The organism is Rhodococcus sp. JCM 9793, assembly GCF_055380405.1.
Genome location: NZ_AP043721.1, coordinates 5,022,745 through 5,042,243, shown reverse-complemented (window position 1 = coordinate 5,042,243; position 19,499 = coordinate 5,022,745). Strand labels below are relative to the sequence as shown.

The following is a 19,499-nucleotide window of genomic DNA, read 5'->3' as shown; positions in this document are numbered from 1 at the left end:
CGGTGCTTCTCGACGTCGGTTATTTGATGGCGCCGAACGACAGGCCGCGCACGAGCTTGTTCTGTGCGACCCACCCGGCGAGGACGACGGGCAGCGCCGCCATGGTCGCAGCGGCCGACAACTGTGCCCAGTACAGGCCCTCACCGGTGATGAAGCCGACCATGAACACCGGAATCGTCTGCGCTTGCACAGCAGTGAGGTTGACGGCGAAGAAGAATTCGTTCCACGAGAAGATCACGCAGATGAGCGCGGTCGCGGCGATGCCAGGGGAGACGAGCGGGAGGATGACCTCGCGTACGGAGGTCCACAGGCTCGCGCCGTCCATGCTGGCGGCCTCGAGGAGTTCACTCGGAACCTCGAGGAAGAACGATCGCATCATCCACACCGCGATGGGCAGGTTCATCGCCGTGTACAGGATGATCAGCGCCCAGATGTTATCGAGCATGCCGATATTCGCCACGATCACGTACAGGGGGATGATCGCCGCGACGATCGGCAGCATCTTCGTACTGATGAAGAAGAACAGTGCGTCCTGGGTCCTGCGTACCGGCCGCAGCGACAACGCGAAAGCCGCGGGAACACCGAGCAGGAGCACGAATACGGTCGAGACGATGGTCGCGAACGCCGAATTGAGCAGCGCTGTGCTCGCACCGGTCTCGAAGACGGACCGGAATTGGTCGAGGGTGGGTGTGAAGAAGAACTTCGGGGGATCGGAGTATGCGTCCGACTCCTGCTTGAAGGCAGTGAGCACCATCCAGAACACCGGGAAGAAGAACCCGATACCGGCGATCCAGGCGATGACACCCCACGGGTTCATCTTGCGGTGCTTGCGTTTACGGACCGTCCGTGTAGCCTCCCCGGTCGGCAGCGTGGTGTCCGATGTCTGCGGACCCGCAGCTGTGGTGCTCATGCCGCTTCCTCCTTACCGGTGAACGACTTGAAGATCAGGCGTAGTGCGAAGGTCGCAATGACGATCGTGGCGATCACTACGACCACACCCATCGCCGCGGCTTGGCCGATGTCGAAGCCGAGGAAGGCGCGCTGGTAGATGTAGAACGGCAGATTCGCGCTCGCGGTGCCGGGCCCGCCCTGCGTCATCATGTAGATCGCGTCGAACGTGTTGATGAGATAGATGGCGCCGAGCACGGTGCCCAATTCGATGAATCTGCGCAGGTGCGGGAGGGTCAGCTCGCGGAACAGTGCGAATCCGCTCGCGCCGTCGACCCGGCCGGCCTCGAGAATGTCGCGGGGCATCGACTGCAGCCCGGCGAGGATCAGCAGCATCATGAATGGCGTCCATTGCCAGATCAGCGCGACCATCACGGTGGGTAGCGGATATCGGCTGATCCAGTCGACCTCACCGACGCCGAACGGGGACAGCACCCAGTTCACGATGCCGAAGATGGGGTCGAACATCGAGGTCTTCCACACCAACGCTGCGGCGACGGGGGTGACCAGGAACGGTGTGATCAGCAGGGTGCGGACGATGCCGCGACCGAGGAAAGCCCGGTCGAGCAGCAGTGCGAGGAGCAGGCCCAGTATCACGGAGATCAGCACGGTTCCGACGATGAGGATCACCGTGTTGAGCGCGACCTGCCAGAACTGACTGTCCTGGAAGACATCCACGTAGTTCTGGAGACCGACGAACCGGCGGGAGCCGGGGTTGACGAGGTTCCAGGACTGGGTGGAGTAGAAGAGGGTGAACAGGAACGGTATCTGCGTCACCACGATCATGAAGATCAGGGCGGGCAGTAGTGGCCCGCGCAGCCGCCAGCCTTCGGCGCGGGAGACCTTCTCGTTCTTCGCTGCCTTGACGCGGCGGATGCGTTCGGTCATATCCGGTGTCTGTTGAGGCACCTCGAGGGCAGTCACTGCGATTCCTCCCGATACGTTGCGCCGACGGCTTCGGCGTACTTCTGGGCTTGATCGAGCGCTTCGGCGACGGTCTGACGGCCGGCGATGGCGGCGCTGATCTGTTGGCTCACCCGGGTGCCGAGGTCCTGGAATTCGGGTATCGCCAAGAACTGGATTCCGGTGTAGGGGACCGGGTCGACCGTGGGGTCCGATTGGTCGGCGCCCTCGATGGATTCGAGGGTGATGGGCCCGTACGCCTGTGCTGCCTCCTTGTACTCGGGGATCTCGTACGTCGAGAGGCGGCTACCGGGGGGAACGCGCTCCCATCCGAGTTCTTCACCGACCAGGTGCATGTAGCTCTGGTCGGTCATCCACGAGATGAACTTCCACCCGTCGTCGGCGTTCTCGCTGCTCGTCGGGATCCCGAGCGACCAGGTGTAGAGCCAGCCGGACGGGTCCTTCTCCATGACGGGTGCGGCCGCGTATCCGATCTTGCCGACGACGTTGCTCGACGAGGGGTCTTCGAGGGTCGAGACCGCGGAGGTCGAGTCGTACCACATCGCGACACGGCCCTGCGCGAGTTGCGTGGCGCATTCGGTGAATCCACTGGTGGCGGCTCCGGGCTGACCGTGGGAGCGGACGAGGTCGACATAGAACTCGACGGCGCGCTGCACCTCGGGTGAGTCGAGTTGGGCGTTCCAGTCCTCGTCGAACCAGCGGCCGCCGAACGTGTTGATCACGGTGTCGAGTGGCGCCAGCAGCTCACCCCAGCCCGGCTTGCCGCGCAGGCAGATCCCGTTGATGTCGGGGCCGTCGAGTTGCGCGGCGGCGTCGGCGACCTCGGTCCACGTCGGCGGGTCGGACAGGGTGATGCCCGCTTGTTCAAAAAGGTCCCTGCGGTACATCAGAAAGGACGATTCACCGTAGAACGGGACCGAGTACATGTCGCCGTCGTACGAGAGCGCCTCGCGCAGTGACGGAATGAAGTCCTCTTGGTCGTATCCTTCGGTGGCTTCGATGAAGGGGCCGAGGTTGGTCAGCCACCCGTATTCCGCCCACTGCGGCGTTTCGTAATTGCTGATCATCACCACGTCGAATTCTCCACCGCCCATCGCTGTGGATGCGGTGATCTTCGCGCGGGCCTCGTTCTCCGACAGTGTGACGAAGCGGAGATCGATGTCAGGATTCTCGGCTTCGAACTGTGATGCGAGCGAGCGTGCATCCGTCATCTGGGAATTCGACACCATCGCGATGGTGACGGTCCGGTCGGATGCACCGATGGATCCGGCGCCGGCGCAGCCGGTCAGTGCCAGGCACAGAGCTCCGGCTCCGGCCACCAGCTTTCCGGTGAAACCGATTGTGCGGGTACTGCTTCCGGGTGGTTGCACGGCCATCTACCTCATTTCGGTGGGGTCCTGTCCGAGTCGTGCGAGTGGGTGTGGGATCGATCGAGAAGCCATTCTGCGCAGGCGATGTCGCACACGAGCATGGTTGCGTACCCGCCGTGGAGGGCGCCGTGGACCGCACGATGTTTCGAAGCGCCGCCGGCTACGAGGATCGTTGTGGGGCATGCGGCGATGTCGGGCAACGGCGTCGACATCGTGCGGGTTTCGAGTTCGACGTGCGCGGGCGTTCCGTCCTCTCGGAAGAAGCGGCCACCGATCTCCCCGACCGCTCCCAGTTCGTCGAGGGTGTCGAGCATCGCGGTGTCGAGGAAGCTGCCCTCGAACAGGGTCGTGGAGGAGGACACTGCGCCGACGCCGAACATCATCGCGTCGGCTCGGGCACCCAGTTCGAGCGTGCGGGAGATCACCGAGTCGGTGCGCATGGACGCGACGGTCGTCGCGTCGGCGTACAAGGGGGTGGGGAGCCGAACCGGTTGGGCCTGAAGCTGTTCGGCGCAGCGGCCCAACACGTACTCGGTGCCGGTCTGGTAGGTGCTGGTGGTGACGGAGCCGTCGAGTTGCACGATCGTCGCGCACGTCGCGACACCCGACGGGATTGCCTGGGCGACAGCGATGGTTTCGGGGCCCCAGGTGAATCCGAGAGTGTCGGCGGGCCGGAGTCGGCGGGTCAGGAGTGAGGCGGCTGCGCGGCCGAGCACAGCGAAGCTCGCCGAGTTGTCCACTGGTCCGCGGTCGTCGACCCGGACGCCGACGACGACCGCTTCGGTGAGTCCGAATCGTTCCTCGAGCGCGTGTTCGATGTCGGCGTGCAGGTCGTCTCGCAGATGGGGAGGTGTGGTGACCTCGATGCGGACGAGGCCGTGCGAGCGGGCACGGGCCACGAGTCGTCCGGCTGTCGCGCGGGAGACGCCCAATCTGTCTGCAACCTGGGCCTGGGTGAGGCCGTCGAGGTAGTAGAGGGTGGCCGCGCGCAGTGCCAGGCGAAGGTCCTCGGGCGCGGCGGTGGTGTCGCCGTCCGGTGCCTTCGGTACTGCACTGGGGTTCGTCACGGAGAGGCTCCTCTATGACCTGGAGCATGTGCCTCTATGAGCAAATGCGCAGGGGTGCGTTCATGTGCTCAGTACGTTAGCATCGAGGTGTGATCTACACAACAGAATTGACTCTCCCCGCGACGATGCGCGCGGCAGTTCTTGTGGAGCCGGGGCGGATCGAGATCGAAGAACGGCCAGTTCCCGAGCCCGGCCCCGGTGATGTGCTGGTCCGTGTCGCCTCGGTGGGGGTCTGTGGGTCCGACGCGCATTACTACCGTGAAGGCCGCATCGGCGAATTCGTCGTCGAGGCCCCGCTCGTGCTCGGACACGAGGCGTCCGGCACCGTCGTCGCCGTGGGTCACGGAGTGCCCGCCGAGCGCATCGGGCAGCGGGTGTCGATCGAACCTCAACGCCCGGACCCGGGCAGCCTCGAGACCCGTCGGGGCGAGTACAACCTGTGCCCGCACATGCGGTTCTATGCCACACCGCCAGTGGACGGGGCGCTGTGCGACTACGTGACCATCGGTGCGCACTTCGCTCATCCCGTCCCGGACGCGGTGTCCGACGATGCCGCGGCGCTGTGCGAGCCGCTCTCGGTGGGCATCGCCGCGGTCCGTAAAGCGCGAGTGACGGCCGGGTCGAGTGTGCTCGTCAGCGGCGCCGGCCCGGTCGGTATCGTCACCGTCCAGGTCGCGCGGGCATTCGGAGCCGTCGACATCGTCGTCACCGACCTCGATGAACATCGACGAGAGGTGGCTCGCAGGTTCGGCGCCACCGTCACCCTCGACCCGCGATCGGACGACACCTCGGATCTGAGGGTCGACAGCTACATCGATGCGTCCGGATCGCCGGCGGCCGTCGACTCCGGTATCCGCGCAGTCCGTCCTGGCGGCACCGTCGTTCTGGTGGGGTCGGGCGCCGAGACGATGCCGCTACCCGTGCAGGTGATCCAGAACCGGGAATTGGTGCTCACCGGCGTCTTCCGATATGCGAACACGTGGCCGACGGCGCTGAGCCTTCTCGAGTCCGGTCGGGTCGACCTCGATTCGATGGTCACAGCGCACTTCCCGCTCGAGAAGGCAGTCGACGCCCTCGAATCCGATCGGGTCCCCGGCTCGATCAAGGCCGTTGTGCAGGTATCGCCCACCGTGGAGGAGCATCGTGGAACCGAGTGAAAAGACCCTTCCTGACCTGGGGATACCCACCCCCACCTACTCTCGGGACGACGTGACCGTCGGCATCGTGCATTTCGGTGTCGGTGGTTTCCATCGCGCGCACCAGGCGATGTACATCGACCGCCTGCTCGAGCAGGGCCTCGCGAAGGACTGGGGGATCTGCGGGGTCGGCGTGATGCCGGGGGATCGGCGCATGCAGGAGGCACTCGCTGCGCAGGATCACCTCTACACTCTGGTCCTCACACACCCCGATGGAACGTGGGAACCCCGCGTGATCGGGTCGATCGTCGACTATCGGTACGCGCCCGACGAACCCGAAGCCGTCATCGAGCTTCTCGCCGCACCCACCACGAAGATCATCTCGTTCACCGTCACCGAAGGCGGATACAACATCCGCCACGACACCGGCGAGTTCGACGCCGACAACCCGGCGGTCCTGCAGGATCTGGCTGCTGAAGGCCCACCGGCCACGGTGTTCGGGCTGGTCGTCGAAGCACTGGCTCGCAGGCGGGCGCGTGGCATCCCGTCCCCGACGCTCATGTCCTGCGACAACATCGAGGGCAACGGTGTCGTCGCCCGCCGGGTCTTCACCTCCTACGCGCGCCTGGTGGACCCGGATCTCGCGGATTGGATCACCGAGAACACCCGGTTCCCGAACTCGATGGTCGATCGCATCACCCCCGTCACCACACCACCCGTGATCGACGAGCTGTCGTCGCGGTTCGATGTACAGGATCGCTGGCCCGTGGTCGCCGAACCGTTCACCACCTGGGTCCTCGAAGACGATTTCGCCGATGGGCGGCCCCCGCTCGAAGATGCCGGTGTGCACGTCGTCGACGACGTCGCCCCGTACGAGCTGATGAAGTTGCGGCTGCTCAACGCGAGCCACCAGGGCCTCTGCTATTTCGGGTACCTGATGGGCTATCGGTACGTGCACGATGCGGCGCAGGATCCGTTGATCGCGCGTTTCCTTCTGAATTACATGGATCTGGAAGCGATCCCCACTCTGAGGCCGGTACCGGGGATCGACCTGACGGAGTACACCCGCACCCTGATCGAACGGTTCGCCAATCCCGAGATCCGTGACACCATCGCGAGGCTGTGCGCGGAATCGTCCGATCGCATCCCGAAGTGGTTGCTCCCGGTGATCCGGGAGAACCTCGCGCACGGCGGCAATGTCGTCCGTTCCGCCGCGATCGTGGCCTCGTGGGCCCGTTACGCAGAGGGCGTCGACGAACACGGTGTCCCGATCGAGGTGGTGGACCGTCTTGCCGAGCAGCTGGTGCCGCTCGCGCGGAAGCAACTCACTCATCCGGCAGCCTTCATCGAGAACACGTCGGTGTTCGGGGATCTCGCCCGCAACACACGGTTCGTCGATGCCTACACCTGGGCGCTCAACTCCCTGCACAACGAGGGCGCGAAAGGCACTCTCGAAGCCTTACCCGTGGAGCCGGAATGAGTGGGGGAGCCCGAATGAACGGCCAGGCACTGATCGTCGGGGAAGCCCTCGTCGACATCGTTCGACGCGGCGGCGACGACCCCGTCGAACACGTCGGTGGGAGCCCCTTGAACGTCGCTGTCGGGTTGGGGCGTCTCGACCGGGAGGTCCGGCTCGCCACGAGTCTGGGCGCCGACGAGCGTGGTGGACGCATCGCGCGGCATCTCGATGCGTCCGGTGTCGTCCTGACCCAGAGCAGTGTGTCGGCGATGAGAACCGCGACCGCATCGGCGACCATCGGCGACGACAACGCGGCCACCTACGAATTCGATATCGCCTGGCAGCCCCGACTTCCGGAGCCGTCCGCCGATGCGGTGCTCGTCCACACGGGGTCGATCGCGACCGTACTCGAACCGGGATGCGACGCGGTCGCCGATCTCATCGAGCAGCAGGCCCAGACCTCGACGGTGAGCTTCGATCCCAACATCCGGCCCGCTCTGATCGCCGACGACGCGCGAGGCCGCGAGCGAATCGCACGTCTGGTGGCGCTCTCGGACGTCGTCAAGGTCAGTGACGAGGACCTCGCTTGGGTCGAACCGGGACGCGACCCGCTCGACGTCGCATGCGACTGGTTGTCGCGGGGGCCGGCGATCGTCGCTGTCACCCGCGGAGCGGCCGGTGCTGTCGCCGTGTGCCGCGCGGGTGTCGTCGAGGTGCCCGCGAGGAAGGTCGACGTGGTCGACACGGTCGGTGCAGGAGACGCATTCACCGTCGGACTCCTCGACGCACTGTGGACACTCGGCTTCCTGGGAGCGGAACAGCGCGAGAGGTTGCGCGAGATAGGCACGGGCGACCTCGAATCCGTCCTACGCACGGCTGCTGTGACGTCGGCGCTCACGGTCGCGCGGGCGGGCGCGGACCTGCCCACGCGTGCGCAGCGCGACCGGGCGGTGACACCATGACGTTCGTAGCCGGTGTGGATTCGTCCACCCAGTCCTGCAAGGTGATGGTGTGCGACGCGGACACCGGCGCCGTGGTCCGGGAAGGTCGAGCGCCGCACCCGGACGGGACGGAAGTGGACCCCCACGCGTGGTCGGCTGCGCTCGACGAGGCGATCGCCGCGGCGGGGGGCCTCGAGGACGTCGCTGCGCTGGCGGTGGGTGCGCAGCAGCACGGGATGGTGTGCCTCGACTCCTCCGGTCAGGTGGTTCGAGATGCTTTGCTGTGGAACGACAACCGATCTGCCGTATCGGCGGCGGATCTGGTCCGCGATCTCGGTGGGCCCGACGCATGGGCGGACGCCGTCGGAGTCGTGCCGGTTGCCTCGATCACCATCGCGAAAGCCCGTTGGCTCGCCGACCACGAACCCGACAATGCTGCGCGCACAGCCGCGTTGTGCCTACCGCACGATTGGTTGACGTGGCGAATGGCCGGCAGCTCCGATCTCGGCGCGCTCGCCACCGACCGTAGCGACGCGAGCGGCACCGGCTATTTCGATGCCACTACCGGCGACTACCGTCGTGATCTGCTCGAGCTCGCATTGCGCCGCCCGGGTCCTTCGCTGCCGCCGGTTGCGGGGCCTGCCGAATCCGTCGGGGAAGCGTCGTGGGGCGCTCTGATAGGACCGGGGGCCGGTGACAATGCTGCCGCGGCACTGGCATTGGATGCCCGCGAAGGTGATGTCATCGTGTCGATCGGAACATCCGGCGTCGTGTGCGCTGTGTCGGCGACCGCACCTCGCGACCCCGACGGATACGTCGCCGGGTTCGCCGACGCGACCGGACGACACCTGCCGCTGGTGTGCACCCTCAACGGGGCGCGGGTGCTCGACGCGACCGCAGAGATGCTCGGCGTAGAACATGCCGAATTGGCTCGGCTCGCGCTGTCTGCTCCCGCGGGCAGCGGCGGCCTCGTGCTCGTGCCGTATCTCGAGGGCGAGCGCACCCCGAACCGTCCGGACGCGACGGGTGCGATCCACGGCCTACGACTGACGAATTCGACGCCCGCACACCTGGCCCGCGCTGCCGTCGAAGGGTTGCTCTGTTCGCTGGCCGAGGGTGTCGACCACATCATCGGTCAGGGCACACCGGTGCGGCGGGTACTGATGGTTGGAGGAGGAGCGAGGTCCCAGGCCCTGTGTGAGCTCGCGCCGGCGATCTTCGGTCTGCCGGTGGACGTACCCGAACCGGGAGAGTACGTCGCCCGCGGCGCGGCGAGACAGGCGGCGTGGGTTCTTCGCGGTGGAGACGAACCACCGAAGTGGGCGGAGGGCGAGATTCGACGCTACGAGGCCGACCCGACCCCGCATGTCCGTCAGCGGTATGCCGAAGTGCGGGATCTGACGGACGGTGCCACTCCCAGGAATGACCGAAGGTGACGTTCGGCCATCGGAGCGCGGGGCGGAAGCGACAGCCAGTCGAATGAGGCGATGAGTTTTCGTGTTCGAGGAGGTCTGTCTTCACGCCAGCGACCTCCATCGACGAAGGAGCCTCACGATGCCTGCTGTCACACCCTGTCTGTGGTTCGACATGAACGCCCAGGAAGCGGCCGAGCTCTATACGACCGTGTTCCCCAACTCGAAAGTGGTGAGTACCTCCTATTATCCGGAGGGCGCACCGCTGCCCGCCGGTACCGTGCTGACCGTCGAACTCGAACTCGACGGCTCCCGCTTCACTGCGCTGAACGGTGGGCCGCAGTTCAAGTTCACCGAGGCGGTGTCGTTCCAGATCGACTGCGGCGACCAGGACGAGGTCGATCACTACTGGAATTCGCTCATCGCTGACGGAGGTGAGGAATCGCAGTGCGGTTGGCTCAAGGATCGGTTCGGGGTGTCGTGGCAGGTGGTGCCCCGGAGACTCACGGAGCTGCTCACCGATCCCGACCGGAAGGTGCTGGAGCGGGTCAGCGACGTGATGATGAAGATGCAGAAGATCGAGATAGCCCCGCTCGAGGAGGCCGCGCGCGGCTGACCACGCAGATCAGGAGGTGGCGGGTGTAACTTCCGATCTATGCCCACTCGCACCCAGCGGCTCGACGAACTGCCGTTCACCGCCAAGCATCGACGCCTGTTGGGTGGTTCAGGCGTCGGCTGGGCGCTCGACGCGATGGACGTCGGCCTCATTTCGTTCGTCATGGCGGCGCTGGCGGTCCAGTGGGAACTGTCGTCCACTCAGCTGTCGTGGATCGGCTCCATCGGGTTCCTCGGCATGGCGATCGGTGCGTCGGTCGGTGGCCTGCTCGCCGACCGCATCGGCCGCCGGCAGGTGTTCGCCATGACCCTCCTCGTCTACGGGCTGGCGACGGGCGCCGCGGCGTTGTCCACTTCGGTCGTGATGCTCATCGCCCTTCGTTTCGTCGTCGGCCTGGGGCTCGGCGCAGAACTTCCGGTCGCGTCGACGCTGGTCAGCGAGTTTGCGCCGCGCAAGATCCGTGGTCGCGTGGTGGTGGCGCTCGAAGCCTTCTGGGCTGCCGGGTGGCTTCTTGCAGCATTGATCGGGTACTTCGTCGTGCCGTTGAACGACGACGGGTGGCGGTGGGCGCTCGCGATCGGCCTAGTTCCGGCCGCGTATGCGCTCGTCGTGCGTCTCGGGTTGCCGGAATCGGTGCGGTTCCTCGAGAGCAAGGGGCGCTACGCGGAGGCCGAGGCCATTGTCCGTGACTACGAGCGCTCGGCGGAAGTCGCGGCACCGGGAGAGGGGATCGTCGACGCACCGGCCGAAGCAGCGCCGGCCGAGGTGCCGCGGCGATCGATCTGGGACGAGGGATTGCGTGCCCGCACCGCCGCGCTGTGGATCGTCTGGTTCGGCATCAACTTCTCGTACTACGGCGCGTTCATCTGGTTGCCGAGCCTGCTCGTCGCACAGGGCTTCGACCTGGTCACTTCGTTCGGCTACACGCTGATCATCACCCTTGCCCAGCTACCCGGCTACGCCGTCGCCGCGTGGTTGATCGAGACGTGGGGCAGGCGCATCACCCTGGCGGCTTTCCTCGCGGGCTCGGCCGTGTCCGCGGCCCTGTTCGGACTCGCCGACACGCCCGCAACGATCATCGCCGCCGGCATGGCCCTGTCGTTCTTCAACCTCGGTGCGTGGGGCGCGCTGTACGCGATCGGGCCGGAGATGTATCCGACTCCGGTACGCGGATCCGGCACGGGCGCCGCCGCAGCGTTCGGCCGACTCGCGTCGATCATTGCCCCGCTCCTCGTGCCGTTGCTGCTCGATGGCGGTGGCAACGCCCTGGTCTTCGGTACCTTCGCAGTGGCGTTCGTCGTCGCGGCAGTCGCCGCGTTCACACTGCCGGAACGTGCCCGGGTAGCGCTCGAGGACTGAGACGTGTCCATCGGAATCGAAGGTTGTCATCGTCCATTGCGTGGGCAATGTCTCGATCTGGCCGACCGGCAACCCGGCGCGCAGGATCTGTTCGCGAACTTCACAGCTGGGCGTGTGTCCCCACGCGCAACCCCTCTCCGGCTCGTGAGGCCCGATTCGGAACTGGTTGCACCGGCTGTCAAGGTGAGACTTCGGCGACAACGCGTTCGGCCAGCGGGCGCGACGACGCCGGGTTCTGACCCGTGTACAGGCCTCGGTCGACCACCACGTGTGGTTCCCACGCATCGGCGGACGAGAAGAGCGCGCCGGCCTCCTGGAGCCGGTCCTGCAGCAACCAGGGGGCCTTGTCGGCGAGTCCCGCCTGTACCTCCTCGAGGTTCGTGAAGGACGTCAATCGGTAGCCTTCGAACAACCAGCGTCCTCCCGACGCGAACGCGGGCAGCAGCGCTGCGGGTGCGTGGCATACCATCGCGACGATCTTGTCGGACTCGACGAAATGTCGCACGAGTTCACCGAATCGTTCGTCGACGGAAAGGTCCTCCATCGGCGCATGACCACCGGGCACGAACAGCAGATCGAAATCCTCGGCGCGTCGGCTTTCGAGCGGTACAGCATTCGCGAGTACGGGATGTAGCTCGTCGAGATACGTCTTCAGCGCGGCCGCGCGGTCCTCGCCTCCTGCCGCGTCGGGTTCGAGACTGGCAGGGTCGACGACCGGGGTGCGCCCGCCGGGAGTCGCGACGGTGATGGTGTAGCCGGCCTCGGTGAATGTGGTGTAGGGCTCCACGAGTTCTTCGGCCCAGAAACCCGTGGGATGACGGGTGCCGTCCTGGAGAGTCCAATGATCGGCTGCGCTGACGACGAACAGGACATCGGTCATGGGGGTTCCTCTCGCAGGGCGTACTGATGACGTACCCACTGTGGGTTCCGGCGACACGGAACAGCCCGAAACGATCGCCGGGTCCGAACCGCAACCCCGCGATCGTGACGGAACTGCCGCTACGCGGGGGCGATCAGACGCCGACCACGTCCTGCGCAATGGCAGCCAGACGGGTCTGAGCAGCCGAGACAACGCCGTGCCGCGCCTTGTGGGCTTCCTCGTATGCCACGATGGCGCGAATGTCTGCGGGCTCGGTCAGCTCTTTGACCGCCTCGACGGCCTTGGGGACGGTGAGGTCGTCGTAGTCGCGGATCGGCAATTCCTCCGGGGCGAGAACTCCCGATTCGCTCCGGACCTTGTGCAGGGCGTCTGCAGCCCCCTCGGCCCCTTCGCGCCGACTCACGCGCTCGGCCGTCTCGAGGGCCGCGTCGCGCGACGCACCGATCGTCGTAGCTGCGACGTCACCGGCATGCGCGCCCCGCGAGAGCAGCGATTCGATTCGGGGTCGCGTCGAGCGTGCGACATCGATCGCACGGTCGATTCCGCGGGTGGACCAGGTGACCGGCGTATCGACCAGCCGCACTGCCGCACCGACCGCGGCCTGGAGGGGGGTGCGGCGCAGAGCCGTGGGGCCACCGAGGGCTTCCTCCGCGAGGACGGTGGTCAGCCATTCCACCGTTGCTGTGTGGGCTGTGATCAGGCGGTCTGCCAGCGACACGATGGGCTTGCGGTCATCCGCGGTGGCCAGCGCCTTCACGTATCGGGCACGGTCGAGCAGTTCATGCTCGAGCGTGAGGTCCGACAACAGCGCTTCGTCGAACGGCTGGGCCTGCTCTGCAAGGGTTTTCACCATGACGGCAGCTCGGCCGAGGAACGGCCCCACTACATCCGGGAACCCACCGAGGTCGCGGAGGGCTTCTTCGACGGCAATCGCGCGGATCCGACAATTCTCCGCGTTCTCGGTCAGTTCCTTGCGTACCGCTTCGGTACGGGCCTGAGCGACGCGGGTCTCGGCAACCTGAGTCTCGGCATGGGTCAGTTCGTGGAGTGTGCGCAACTGTGTGAGCAACGCGGCGGTACGGTTCTCGGTCATCGTGCGTTCGCCTCCTTTGTATTGGAAGGGTCGGTGACCTACCGACGAATTCACATCGATCGGAAACACGACGTGACAACTCTCGACTACCCGGATCCGCGCCCGCCAACGCTTATGTGACCGATGGCACATGTTTCGGGGCGGAGGTTGCTCTCCGGGACGCCGTCTGCCCTGGGCGGACAAACGGAGCGATTCACGCCGACGGCGGCGAGGGTGGTCGCATGACAATGAACGGAACATCCACCTATCGCGACACCCTCGTCGAGAGACTCTTCCGGCACCGCACTCTCCTCCTCACCGGCGAAGTCGACGACGAGATGGCCGAACGAGTCTGCTCGGAACTGGTGCTCCTCGCCAACGACGACGACAGGCGCGACATCGTCCTCCACATCAACTCTCCGGGAGGATCGGTCCTTGCCGGGATGGCGATCTACGACACCATGCGGCTGGTCCCCAACGACGTCGTCACTGTCGCGGTCGGTTTTGCCGCGAGCATGGGACAGGTGCTCCTGGCGTCGGGATCGAAAGGTAAGCGGCTGAGCTTGCCGCACAGCCGCATCATGATGCACCAGCCTTCCGCGGGGTTCGCCGGTACGGCAGTAGACATCGCTATCCAGGCCGAGCACCTCGAATACATGAAGCAGCAGTCGCAGCAGATCCTCGCCGACGCCACAGGGCGTTCGGTAGAGGAGATCACCCGCGACAGTGACCGCGACCGGTGGTTCACAGCAGATCAGGCTCGCGAGTACGGCATCGTCGACGCCGTCGTGGGCTCGCTGCAGGAAATCGCCCCGTTTGCGGCGACACGTCCGCTCGGGTTGTTCGCCGATCGGCGGGAGGACGTCCGATGAGCTCGTACACGATCCCCAACGTCATCGAACGCACGCCGGCAGGGGAGAGGTCGTTCGACGTCTTCAGCCGCCTCCTCAACGAGCGGATCATCTTCCTCGGCACCGAGATCGACGATGGTGTCGCAAATGTCGTGATGGCCCAGATGCTGCACCTCGAAGCCGAGTCGCCCGACCGGGAGATCGGTCTGTACATCAACTCACCGGGCGGGTCGACCACGGCGATGCTCGCGATCTACGACACAATGCAGTTCCTGCGAGCCGGGGTCGCGACGTACTGCATGGGGCAGGCCGCGTCGGCCGCGGCTGTGCTCCTGGCTGCCGGCACGGAAGGACGACGGCATGTGCTCGCGCATTCGAGAGTGCTGCTCCATCAGCCGTCGTCGCAGGGCCAGGGCACCATCTCCGATCTCGCGTTGCAGGCCGCGGAGGTGATGCGGGTACGCGCACAGACCGAGGAGATACTTGCGGCGCACACCGGCCGAGACGTGGAGCAACTTCGCCGCGACACCGACCGCGATCGCATCTTCGTTCCGGAGGAGGCTGTCGCCTACGGGCTCGCCGACCACATCATCGTCACCCGTGACGACCTCTAGGGAGTGAGTACGGGGCGTGTCAGGGCACCGTGTACTCGGAGGAGCAATCGAGCGTCGTGACATCCTGGCCGTTGTCTGCAGTATTTGTAACCCGGGTGACTGCGGTGACACGACCCGGGCCTGTGTCCTGCACCGGCACGGTGAGTATCGTTTCACCCGCTCCGACTCGCGCTGAGGTGTCGCCGACACCGCTGATTCCGCTGTCGAGGTTCGCCCAGGATACCGACGCGGCTTGTGTGTACGGTGCCGTGGTCTGCGACCGCGTGTGGAATGTGAACCGCACCTGCCCATCCGCCGGAGAGGACACCGTCACGTCGCTGGTGTCGATGCGGTCGAACTGGTTGGGGTCGGGGTATTCGATGCTGCAGAACGGTGTTTCGACGGGATCGGTCGGCGGAGTGAAGTCGATCGATCCCAGGGGGTTCGCGTGGGCCGCGCCTACGCTCAGTGACAGAGCAGCAGCGGTGGCGGCGACGAACGAGGTGACGACGAGACCGGGAACTTTCCGGTACATGCCTCTCCTTTGACGAGTCGGCAGCGTGAGATATCACGTGTGGACGGTTGTTTCCCTGCCGATTGTGGCACTGTGCAACGAATCCGGAGACCAAAGCCTCGAAATCTGTTGATTTACCTGGTGGATCAGAGTCAGGCCGCGCGCAGCTCCACGGTGGTCTGCTGTGTGGTCCCGATCGCGCGGTGTGCTGACATGCGACGGATTCCCCGCTCGAGGAGTCGTTCCACCGGCATGCCCAGCGCAGTGCAGACGGAACCGAGTATCTCCGACGAGGGGTCCTTGCGTCCGCGCTCGATCTCGGACAGATACTGCTTCGACATGCCCACGGCGCGGGCGACGTCGTCGAGGCTGCGGTCCTGGTCGCGCCGTTCGTTGCGGAGGACCTCGCCGTAGACCTGACGCAGCAGACGCGGCTCGCGTGCAGCGCGCGCGGCTCCGAGATCGACGACTTTCCGTGGCTCCGGTTCCATACCGCCCATTGTTCCGCCGCGGAGCGTGACGCGGGCTCGGTTCCGCTGTCGACGAACACACGTGCTCCCACGACTCCTCTGGCCGAGGGTGTTACCGGTCCGTAACGTCAGTTAACGGAACACATGACCTGCCGTCGATACCGTCGGGGTATCACGCCGTATACAGCGGTGGATGCAGGACAGGAGTGGTCGGCTTGACCGAACTGGAGAACCTCGCCGCGGCACTGGACGGGCAGCTCGCGGATGTCGATGCGGCCTACGCCGCTGCCTACCCCGGCGACACGGACACCCGTCAACCGGTGAACACCGTGTACATCCCCGCCGACCGGTACGACGCCGGGACGGTCGCGCGGTGGGGAGCCGAAGCCCTCGATACCCTCGACTCCCACCTGGCCGGGTCATCCGACCTCGCCGAGGTGACAGGTATCGAACCCGAGATCGCCGAAGCTGTCCTGCCCCTCGTCCGCGCAAAACTGCGGGACGAGCCGATCGAAGACCTGCGGATCGATTTCGAGGACGGATTCGTCCAGCGCGGCATCACCGCCCGCGACCGCGACGAAGACGAGCACGTCGCGCGGGCCGCCGCAGCGCTCGCTGATGAACCCAGCGCGACTCCCTTCGTCGGAATCCGGATGAAATCCTTCGAGGCCGCGACACGACACCGTGGACTACGCACACTCGATGCGTTCGTCGCCGCGCTGACCGAGAAGAATGCTCTTCCTGAGGGTTTCATCGTCACGCTGCCGAAGGTGACCGCCCCGGAGCAGGTGGCGGCGATGGTGACCGTGTGCGAGTATCTCGATCGGACGTATTCACTCGCTGCGCCACTCGGGTTCGAGATCCAGATCGAGACACCCCAGTCCATCTGCGGTCCCGCCGGAACCGCCGCGGTCGCGACGATGATCCGCGCCGCGAAGCGGCGATGCACCGCTCTGCACTACGGCACCTATGACTACTCGGCCGCATGTGGCATCGCCGCCGAGTATCAGGCGATGGACCATCCCGTCGCCGACCATGCCAAGGAAACCATGCAGGTCGCGGCGGCAGGAACCGGCGTCCGACTGTCCGACGGCTCGACCAACCGGCTTCCCGTCGGCACCCGCGACGACATCCGCGCCGCGTGGAGCCTGCACGCGCGACTCGTCGACCGATCGTTGCGCCGCGGCTTCTACCAGGGCTGGGACCTGCACCCCGCGCAGCTCCCCACCAGATACGCGGCGACCTTCGCGTTCTACCGTCGGTCGCTCCGAGTTGCAGGCGCACGTGTTGCCGCCTATCTCGACCCCGGAAAGACCTCGGGCTATCTCGACGAACCCGCCACGGCCCGCGCTCTCGCATCGTTCCTGCTCCGTGGGCACGCGTGCGGCGCGATCACCGACGCAGACATATCCGAACACGCAGGTGTGGGACTCGACGAACTCCTCGCGCTCAGGGCGTCAGGGGCAGTGCAGTGAACACCGTCATCCGCGCACGCCGCGCTGTCGTCGGCGACCAGGAACGCAGCTGTGCCGTGCTCATCCACGACGGCAGGATCACCGCGATCGACGATTACGACAGCCCGTCACCGCGCGCCGCACGCGAGGTGATTCTCGCCGACGACGAGGTGTTGCTTCCGGGCCTGATCGACACCCACGTCCATGTCAACGAACCCGGGCGCACCGAATGGGAGGGGTTTGCAAGCGCGACCCGTGCCGCAGCGGCGGGCGGAGTCACCACGCTCGTCGACATGCCACTCAATTCGATTCCGTCGACGACCGACGTCGCGGCCCTCGCGGTGAAACGACAGGTTGCCGCAGGCAAGGTCACGGTCGACACCGGATTCTGGGGTGGTGCCGTTCCGGAGAACCTAAATGATCTCGAACAACTCTGGGACGCAGGAGTGTTCGGATTCAAATGCTTTCTCGCCCACTCGGGACTCGACGAGTACCCACCGCTCGACCGGCAGCAGATGGTCGAGGCGATGCGGACGATCGCCGGGTTCGGCGGACTACTCATCGTGCACGCCGAGGACGGACCGACCCTCGCCGAGCAGGCCCCACCCACCGGACGACGATACGACGATTTCCTGCACTCGCGGCCATCCGTCGCCGAGTCCCGTGCCATCACGCAGGTCATCGAGGGGGTACGGGAGACCGGATGCCGGGTCCATATCCTGCACCTGTCGGACGCCGGCAGCCTGCCGCTCCTCGCCGCTGCGAAGGCGGACGGCCTGCCGATCACGGCCGAGACCTGCCCGCATTATCTGTCGCTTTTCAGTGAGGAGATCCTCGACGGGTCGACGCATTTCAAATGCTGCCCGCCGATCCGCGAAGCACGTAACCGGGAGAGTCTGTGGCGAGCCCTCGCCGACAGCACCCTCGACTGCATCGTGTCCGACCACTCGCCGTGCATACCGGAACTGAAGAAGTTCACCAGCGGCGACTTCGGGGAAGCGTGGGGCGGCATCTCGTCGCTACAACTCGGCCTCCCCATCGTGTGGTCGGAAGCGCGCAAGCGTGGCCACACACTCGTCGACGTGTGTCGCTGGATGTCCGGCAGTACTGCGGCACTCGTCGGGCTGGACCACCGCGGTTCCCTTGCCGTCGGCAACAATGCAGACCTGTGCGTCTTCGCGCCCGACGACGCATTCGTCGTCTTACCCGAACGGTTGCATCACCGCAACGCCGTGACCCCCTACGCGGAGCGCGCGCTCGCCGGTGTCGTCCGGCAGACCTGGCTCGCGGGGGAGCCGCTCACCGTCACCCTCGCCCCCATTGACGACCCGGCGCCGCGCGGCGCCCTCCTGACCAGGAAGGACAACCGTTGACCACAGCGGAATTTCTGCAGCTGCCCGATCTTGCTTCCCGCGAGCTCGCGGGATCGGTCGTCTACGCGAACGACGAGTTCTTCGCCGGGCGGGAGAACCTCATCTCTCCCGGCGCTCCGGCTTTCGACCCCTCGGAATTCGGGCACAAGGGGAAGGTCTACGACGGGTGGGAAACTCGTCGTCGCAGGGAGTCCGGCCACGACTTTGCGATCGTCCGGCTCGGCGTTCCGGGGATCATCCGTGGGGTTGTCGTCGACACCGCCTGGTTCACCGGGAACTTCCCGACCTTCGCGTCGATCGACGGGGTGAGCGTCGAGGGCTACCCGACGGCACACGAATTGGTCGACGCGCCGTGGGAATCGATCCTCGACCGGGTGGCACTCCGGGGCGACACCGCCAACGCCTTCCCCGTGACCGGCGAGCGTAGGTGGACGCATGTGCGCCTGAACATCTTTCCCGACGGCGGGGTGGCGCGGTTCCGTGTTCACGGAGAAGCGCGGCCGGACCCCGCCTTCCTGACCGGCACAATCGATCTCGCCGCGATCGAGAACGGGGGAGACGTCGTCTCGTGCTCCAACCGCTTCTATTCGTCGCCGCGCAACATCATTGCGCCGGGTAGGTCCCGGCATATGGGGGAGGGCTGGGAGAACGCGCGCAGGCGGGACGACGGCAACGACTACGTCGTCGTACGTCTGGCCGGGGAAGGGTTTGTCGACCACGTCGAGATCGACACCTCGTACTTCGTCGGCAATGCACCCGGATCGGCATGCCTGCACGGGACCTCCACGGAGGAGCAGCTTTCGGACGAGGCGGCGTGGATCGAACTGCTTCCTCGCACCGCGCTGCTACCGGACTGCCGGCACCGGTTCCGTGTCGACGCCGATATGCCGGTGAGGTTCGTGCGGATCGACGTATATCCGGACGGTGGTATCGCTCGGCTGCGGGTGAACGGGCGCTTGACATAGGCCCCACCGAGTGACGGTGAGCCCTTCCTTACCGGTGTGAAACATTCGGACTCGAGTTCGAAAACTTCGGAGCCCAGGATGAACTCGTCAGCGTA

At 65.9% G+C, this 19,499-nt stretch carries 19 protein-coding genes; 11 read left to right on the top strand and 8 right to left on the bottom strand.

The genetic code is table 11. The features are described 5' to 3' along the window. Positions 1–19 precede the first annotated feature (19 nt). The 4 genes from ACZ46K_RS25310 to ACZ46K_RS25295 are packed head-to-tail and all read right to left on the bottom strand — an operon-like array spanning position 20 to position 4,309. Positions 20–910 carry a carbohydrate ABC transporter permease gene (locus tag ACZ46K_RS25310; RefSeq protein ID WP_378559678.1) on the bottom strand — a complete coding sequence of 297 codons (891 nt, stop codon included), beginning with the start codon at positions 908–910 and terminating at the stop codon, positions 20–22. Continuing rightward, positions 907–1,836, bottom strand: coding sequence for an ABC transporter permease subunit (locus ACZ46K_RS25305; protein ID WP_054805807.1), 930 nt, complete (start codon positions 1,834–1,836; stop codon positions 907–909). The genes ACZ46K_RS25310 and ACZ46K_RS25305 overlap by 4 nt, the downstream gene beginning before the upstream one ends. A gap of 32 nt (positions 1,837–1,868) precedes the next feature. Continuing rightward, a complete protein-coding gene (locus tag ACZ46K_RS25300) occupies positions 1,869–3,248 on the bottom strand; it encodes an ABC transporter substrate-binding protein (RefSeq protein WP_464745407.1) in 1,380 nt (459 codons plus the stop codon). 5 nt (positions 3,249–3,253) lie between these two features. Then, positions 3,254–4,309, bottom strand: a complete 1,056-nt coding sequence (locus ACZ46K_RS25295; protein WP_464745405.1) for a sugar-binding transcriptional regulator — start codon at positions 4,307–4,309, stop codon at positions 3,254–3,256. Positions 4,310–4,434: 125 nt separating this feature from the next. Between ACZ46K_RS25295 and ACZ46K_RS25290 the strand changes: the two genes are divergently transcribed. From ACZ46K_RS25290 to ACZ46K_RS25265, 6 genes are all read left to right on the top strand, one after another. Next, on the top strand, positions 4,435–5,466 hold the full coding sequence (locus tag ACZ46K_RS25290) for an NAD(P)-dependent alcohol dehydrogenase (RefSeq protein ID WP_464749469.1): 1,032 nt from the start codon (positions 4,435–4,437) through the stop codon (positions 5,464–5,466). Beyond that, entirely contained in the window at positions 5,453–6,925 is a 1,473-nt protein-coding gene (locus ACZ46K_RS25285) for a mannitol dehydrogenase family protein (protein ID WP_054805806.1), read from the top strand. The genes ACZ46K_RS25290 and ACZ46K_RS25285 overlap by 14 nt, the downstream gene beginning before the upstream one ends. A 14-nt stretch (positions 6,926–6,939) precedes the next feature. Continuing rightward, the gene (locus ACZ46K_RS25280; protein WP_464745403.1) at positions 6,940–7,866 is read left to right on the top strand and encodes a carbohydrate kinase family protein; all 927 of its coding nucleotides are present in this window, start codon (positions 6,940–6,942) and stop codon (positions 7,864–7,866) included. Then, complete coding sequence (locus ACZ46K_RS25275; RefSeq protein ID WP_464745401.1) at positions 7,863–9,281, top strand: xylulokinase; 1,419 nt, start codon at positions 7,863–7,865, stop codon at positions 9,279–9,281. Before ACZ46K_RS25280 ends, ACZ46K_RS25275 begins: the two co-directional genes overlap by 4 nt. Positions 9,282–9,399: 118 nt before the next feature. Beyond that, a complete protein-coding gene (locus ACZ46K_RS25270) occupies positions 9,400–9,873 on the top strand; it encodes a glyoxalase family protein (protein ID WP_054806025.1) in 474 nt (157 codons plus the stop codon). Between the two features lie 39 nt (positions 9,874–9,912). After that, on the top strand, positions 9,913–11,232 hold the full coding sequence (locus tag ACZ46K_RS25265) for an MFS transporter (protein WP_054806020.1): 1,320 nt from the start codon (positions 9,913–9,915) through the stop codon (positions 11,230–11,232). 178 nt (positions 11,233–11,410) lie between these two features. Here the strand turns inward: ACZ46K_RS25265 and ACZ46K_RS25260 are convergent, their stop codons facing one another. Further along, complete coding sequence (locus tag ACZ46K_RS25260; RefSeq protein ID WP_054806019.1) at positions 11,411–12,112, bottom strand: type 1 glutamine amidotransferase domain-containing protein; 702 nt, start codon at positions 12,110–12,112, stop codon at positions 11,411–11,413. 133 nt (positions 12,113–12,245) lie between these two features. After that, positions 12,246–13,205 (bottom strand): hypothetical protein, encoded by a 960-nt coding sequence (locus tag ACZ46K_RS25255; RefSeq protein ID WP_054806024.1) that lies wholly within the window; start codon positions 13,203–13,205, stop codon positions 12,246–12,248. A gap of 227 nt (positions 13,206–13,432) precedes the next feature. On the opposite strand from ACZ46K_RS25255, the gene ACZ46K_RS25250 reads away from it, so the two are divergent. Beyond that, complete coding sequence (locus ACZ46K_RS25250; RefSeq protein ID WP_464749467.1) at positions 13,433–14,056, top strand: ClpP family protease; 624 nt, start codon at positions 13,433–13,435, stop codon at positions 14,054–14,056. Next, a complete protein-coding gene (locus ACZ46K_RS25245) occupies positions 14,053–14,649 on the top strand; it encodes an ATP-dependent Clp protease proteolytic subunit (protein WP_054806018.1) in 597 nt (198 codons plus the stop codon). Before ACZ46K_RS25250 ends, ACZ46K_RS25245 begins: the two co-directional genes overlap by 4 nt. Before the next feature lie 19 nt (positions 14,650–14,668). Here the strand turns inward: ACZ46K_RS25245 and ACZ46K_RS25240 are convergent, their stop codons facing one another. Both ACZ46K_RS25240 and ACZ46K_RS25235 read right to left on the bottom strand, forming a co-directional pair. Next, complete coding sequence (locus ACZ46K_RS25240) at positions 14,669–15,163, bottom strand: hypothetical protein (protein ID WP_054806017.1); 495 nt, start codon at positions 15,161–15,163, stop codon at positions 14,669–14,671. Between the two features lie 131 nt (positions 15,164–15,294). After that, complete coding sequence (locus ACZ46K_RS25235) at positions 15,295–15,633, bottom strand: helix-turn-helix domain-containing protein (RefSeq protein ID WP_054806023.1); 339 nt, start codon at positions 15,631–15,633, stop codon at positions 15,295–15,297. A gap of 194 nt (positions 15,634–15,827) precedes the next feature. Between ACZ46K_RS25235 and ACZ46K_RS25230 the strand changes: the two genes are divergently transcribed. Genes ACZ46K_RS25230 through alc form a run of 3 tightly spaced genes read left to right on the top strand, consistent with a single transcriptional unit; the run spans position 15,828 to position 19,404 of the window. Next, complete coding sequence (locus ACZ46K_RS25230; RefSeq protein ID WP_464745399.1) at positions 15,828–17,087, top strand: DUF6986 family protein; 1,260 nt, start codon at positions 15,828–15,830, stop codon at positions 17,085–17,087. Next, positions 17,084–18,439 (top strand): allantoinase AllB, encoded by a 1,356-nt coding sequence (gene allB, locus ACZ46K_RS25225; RefSeq protein WP_054806022.1) that lies wholly within the window; start codon positions 17,084–17,086, stop codon positions 18,437–18,439. Before ACZ46K_RS25230 ends, allB begins: the two co-directional genes overlap by 4 nt. Continuing rightward, positions 18,436–19,404 (top strand): allantoicase, encoded by a 969-nt coding sequence (gene alc / locus ACZ46K_RS25220; RefSeq protein WP_054806016.1) that lies wholly within the window; start codon positions 18,436–18,438, stop codon positions 19,402–19,404. The genes allB and alc overlap by 4 nt, the downstream gene beginning before the upstream one ends. The last annotated feature ends 95 nt before the right edge of the window (positions 19,405–19,499 follow it).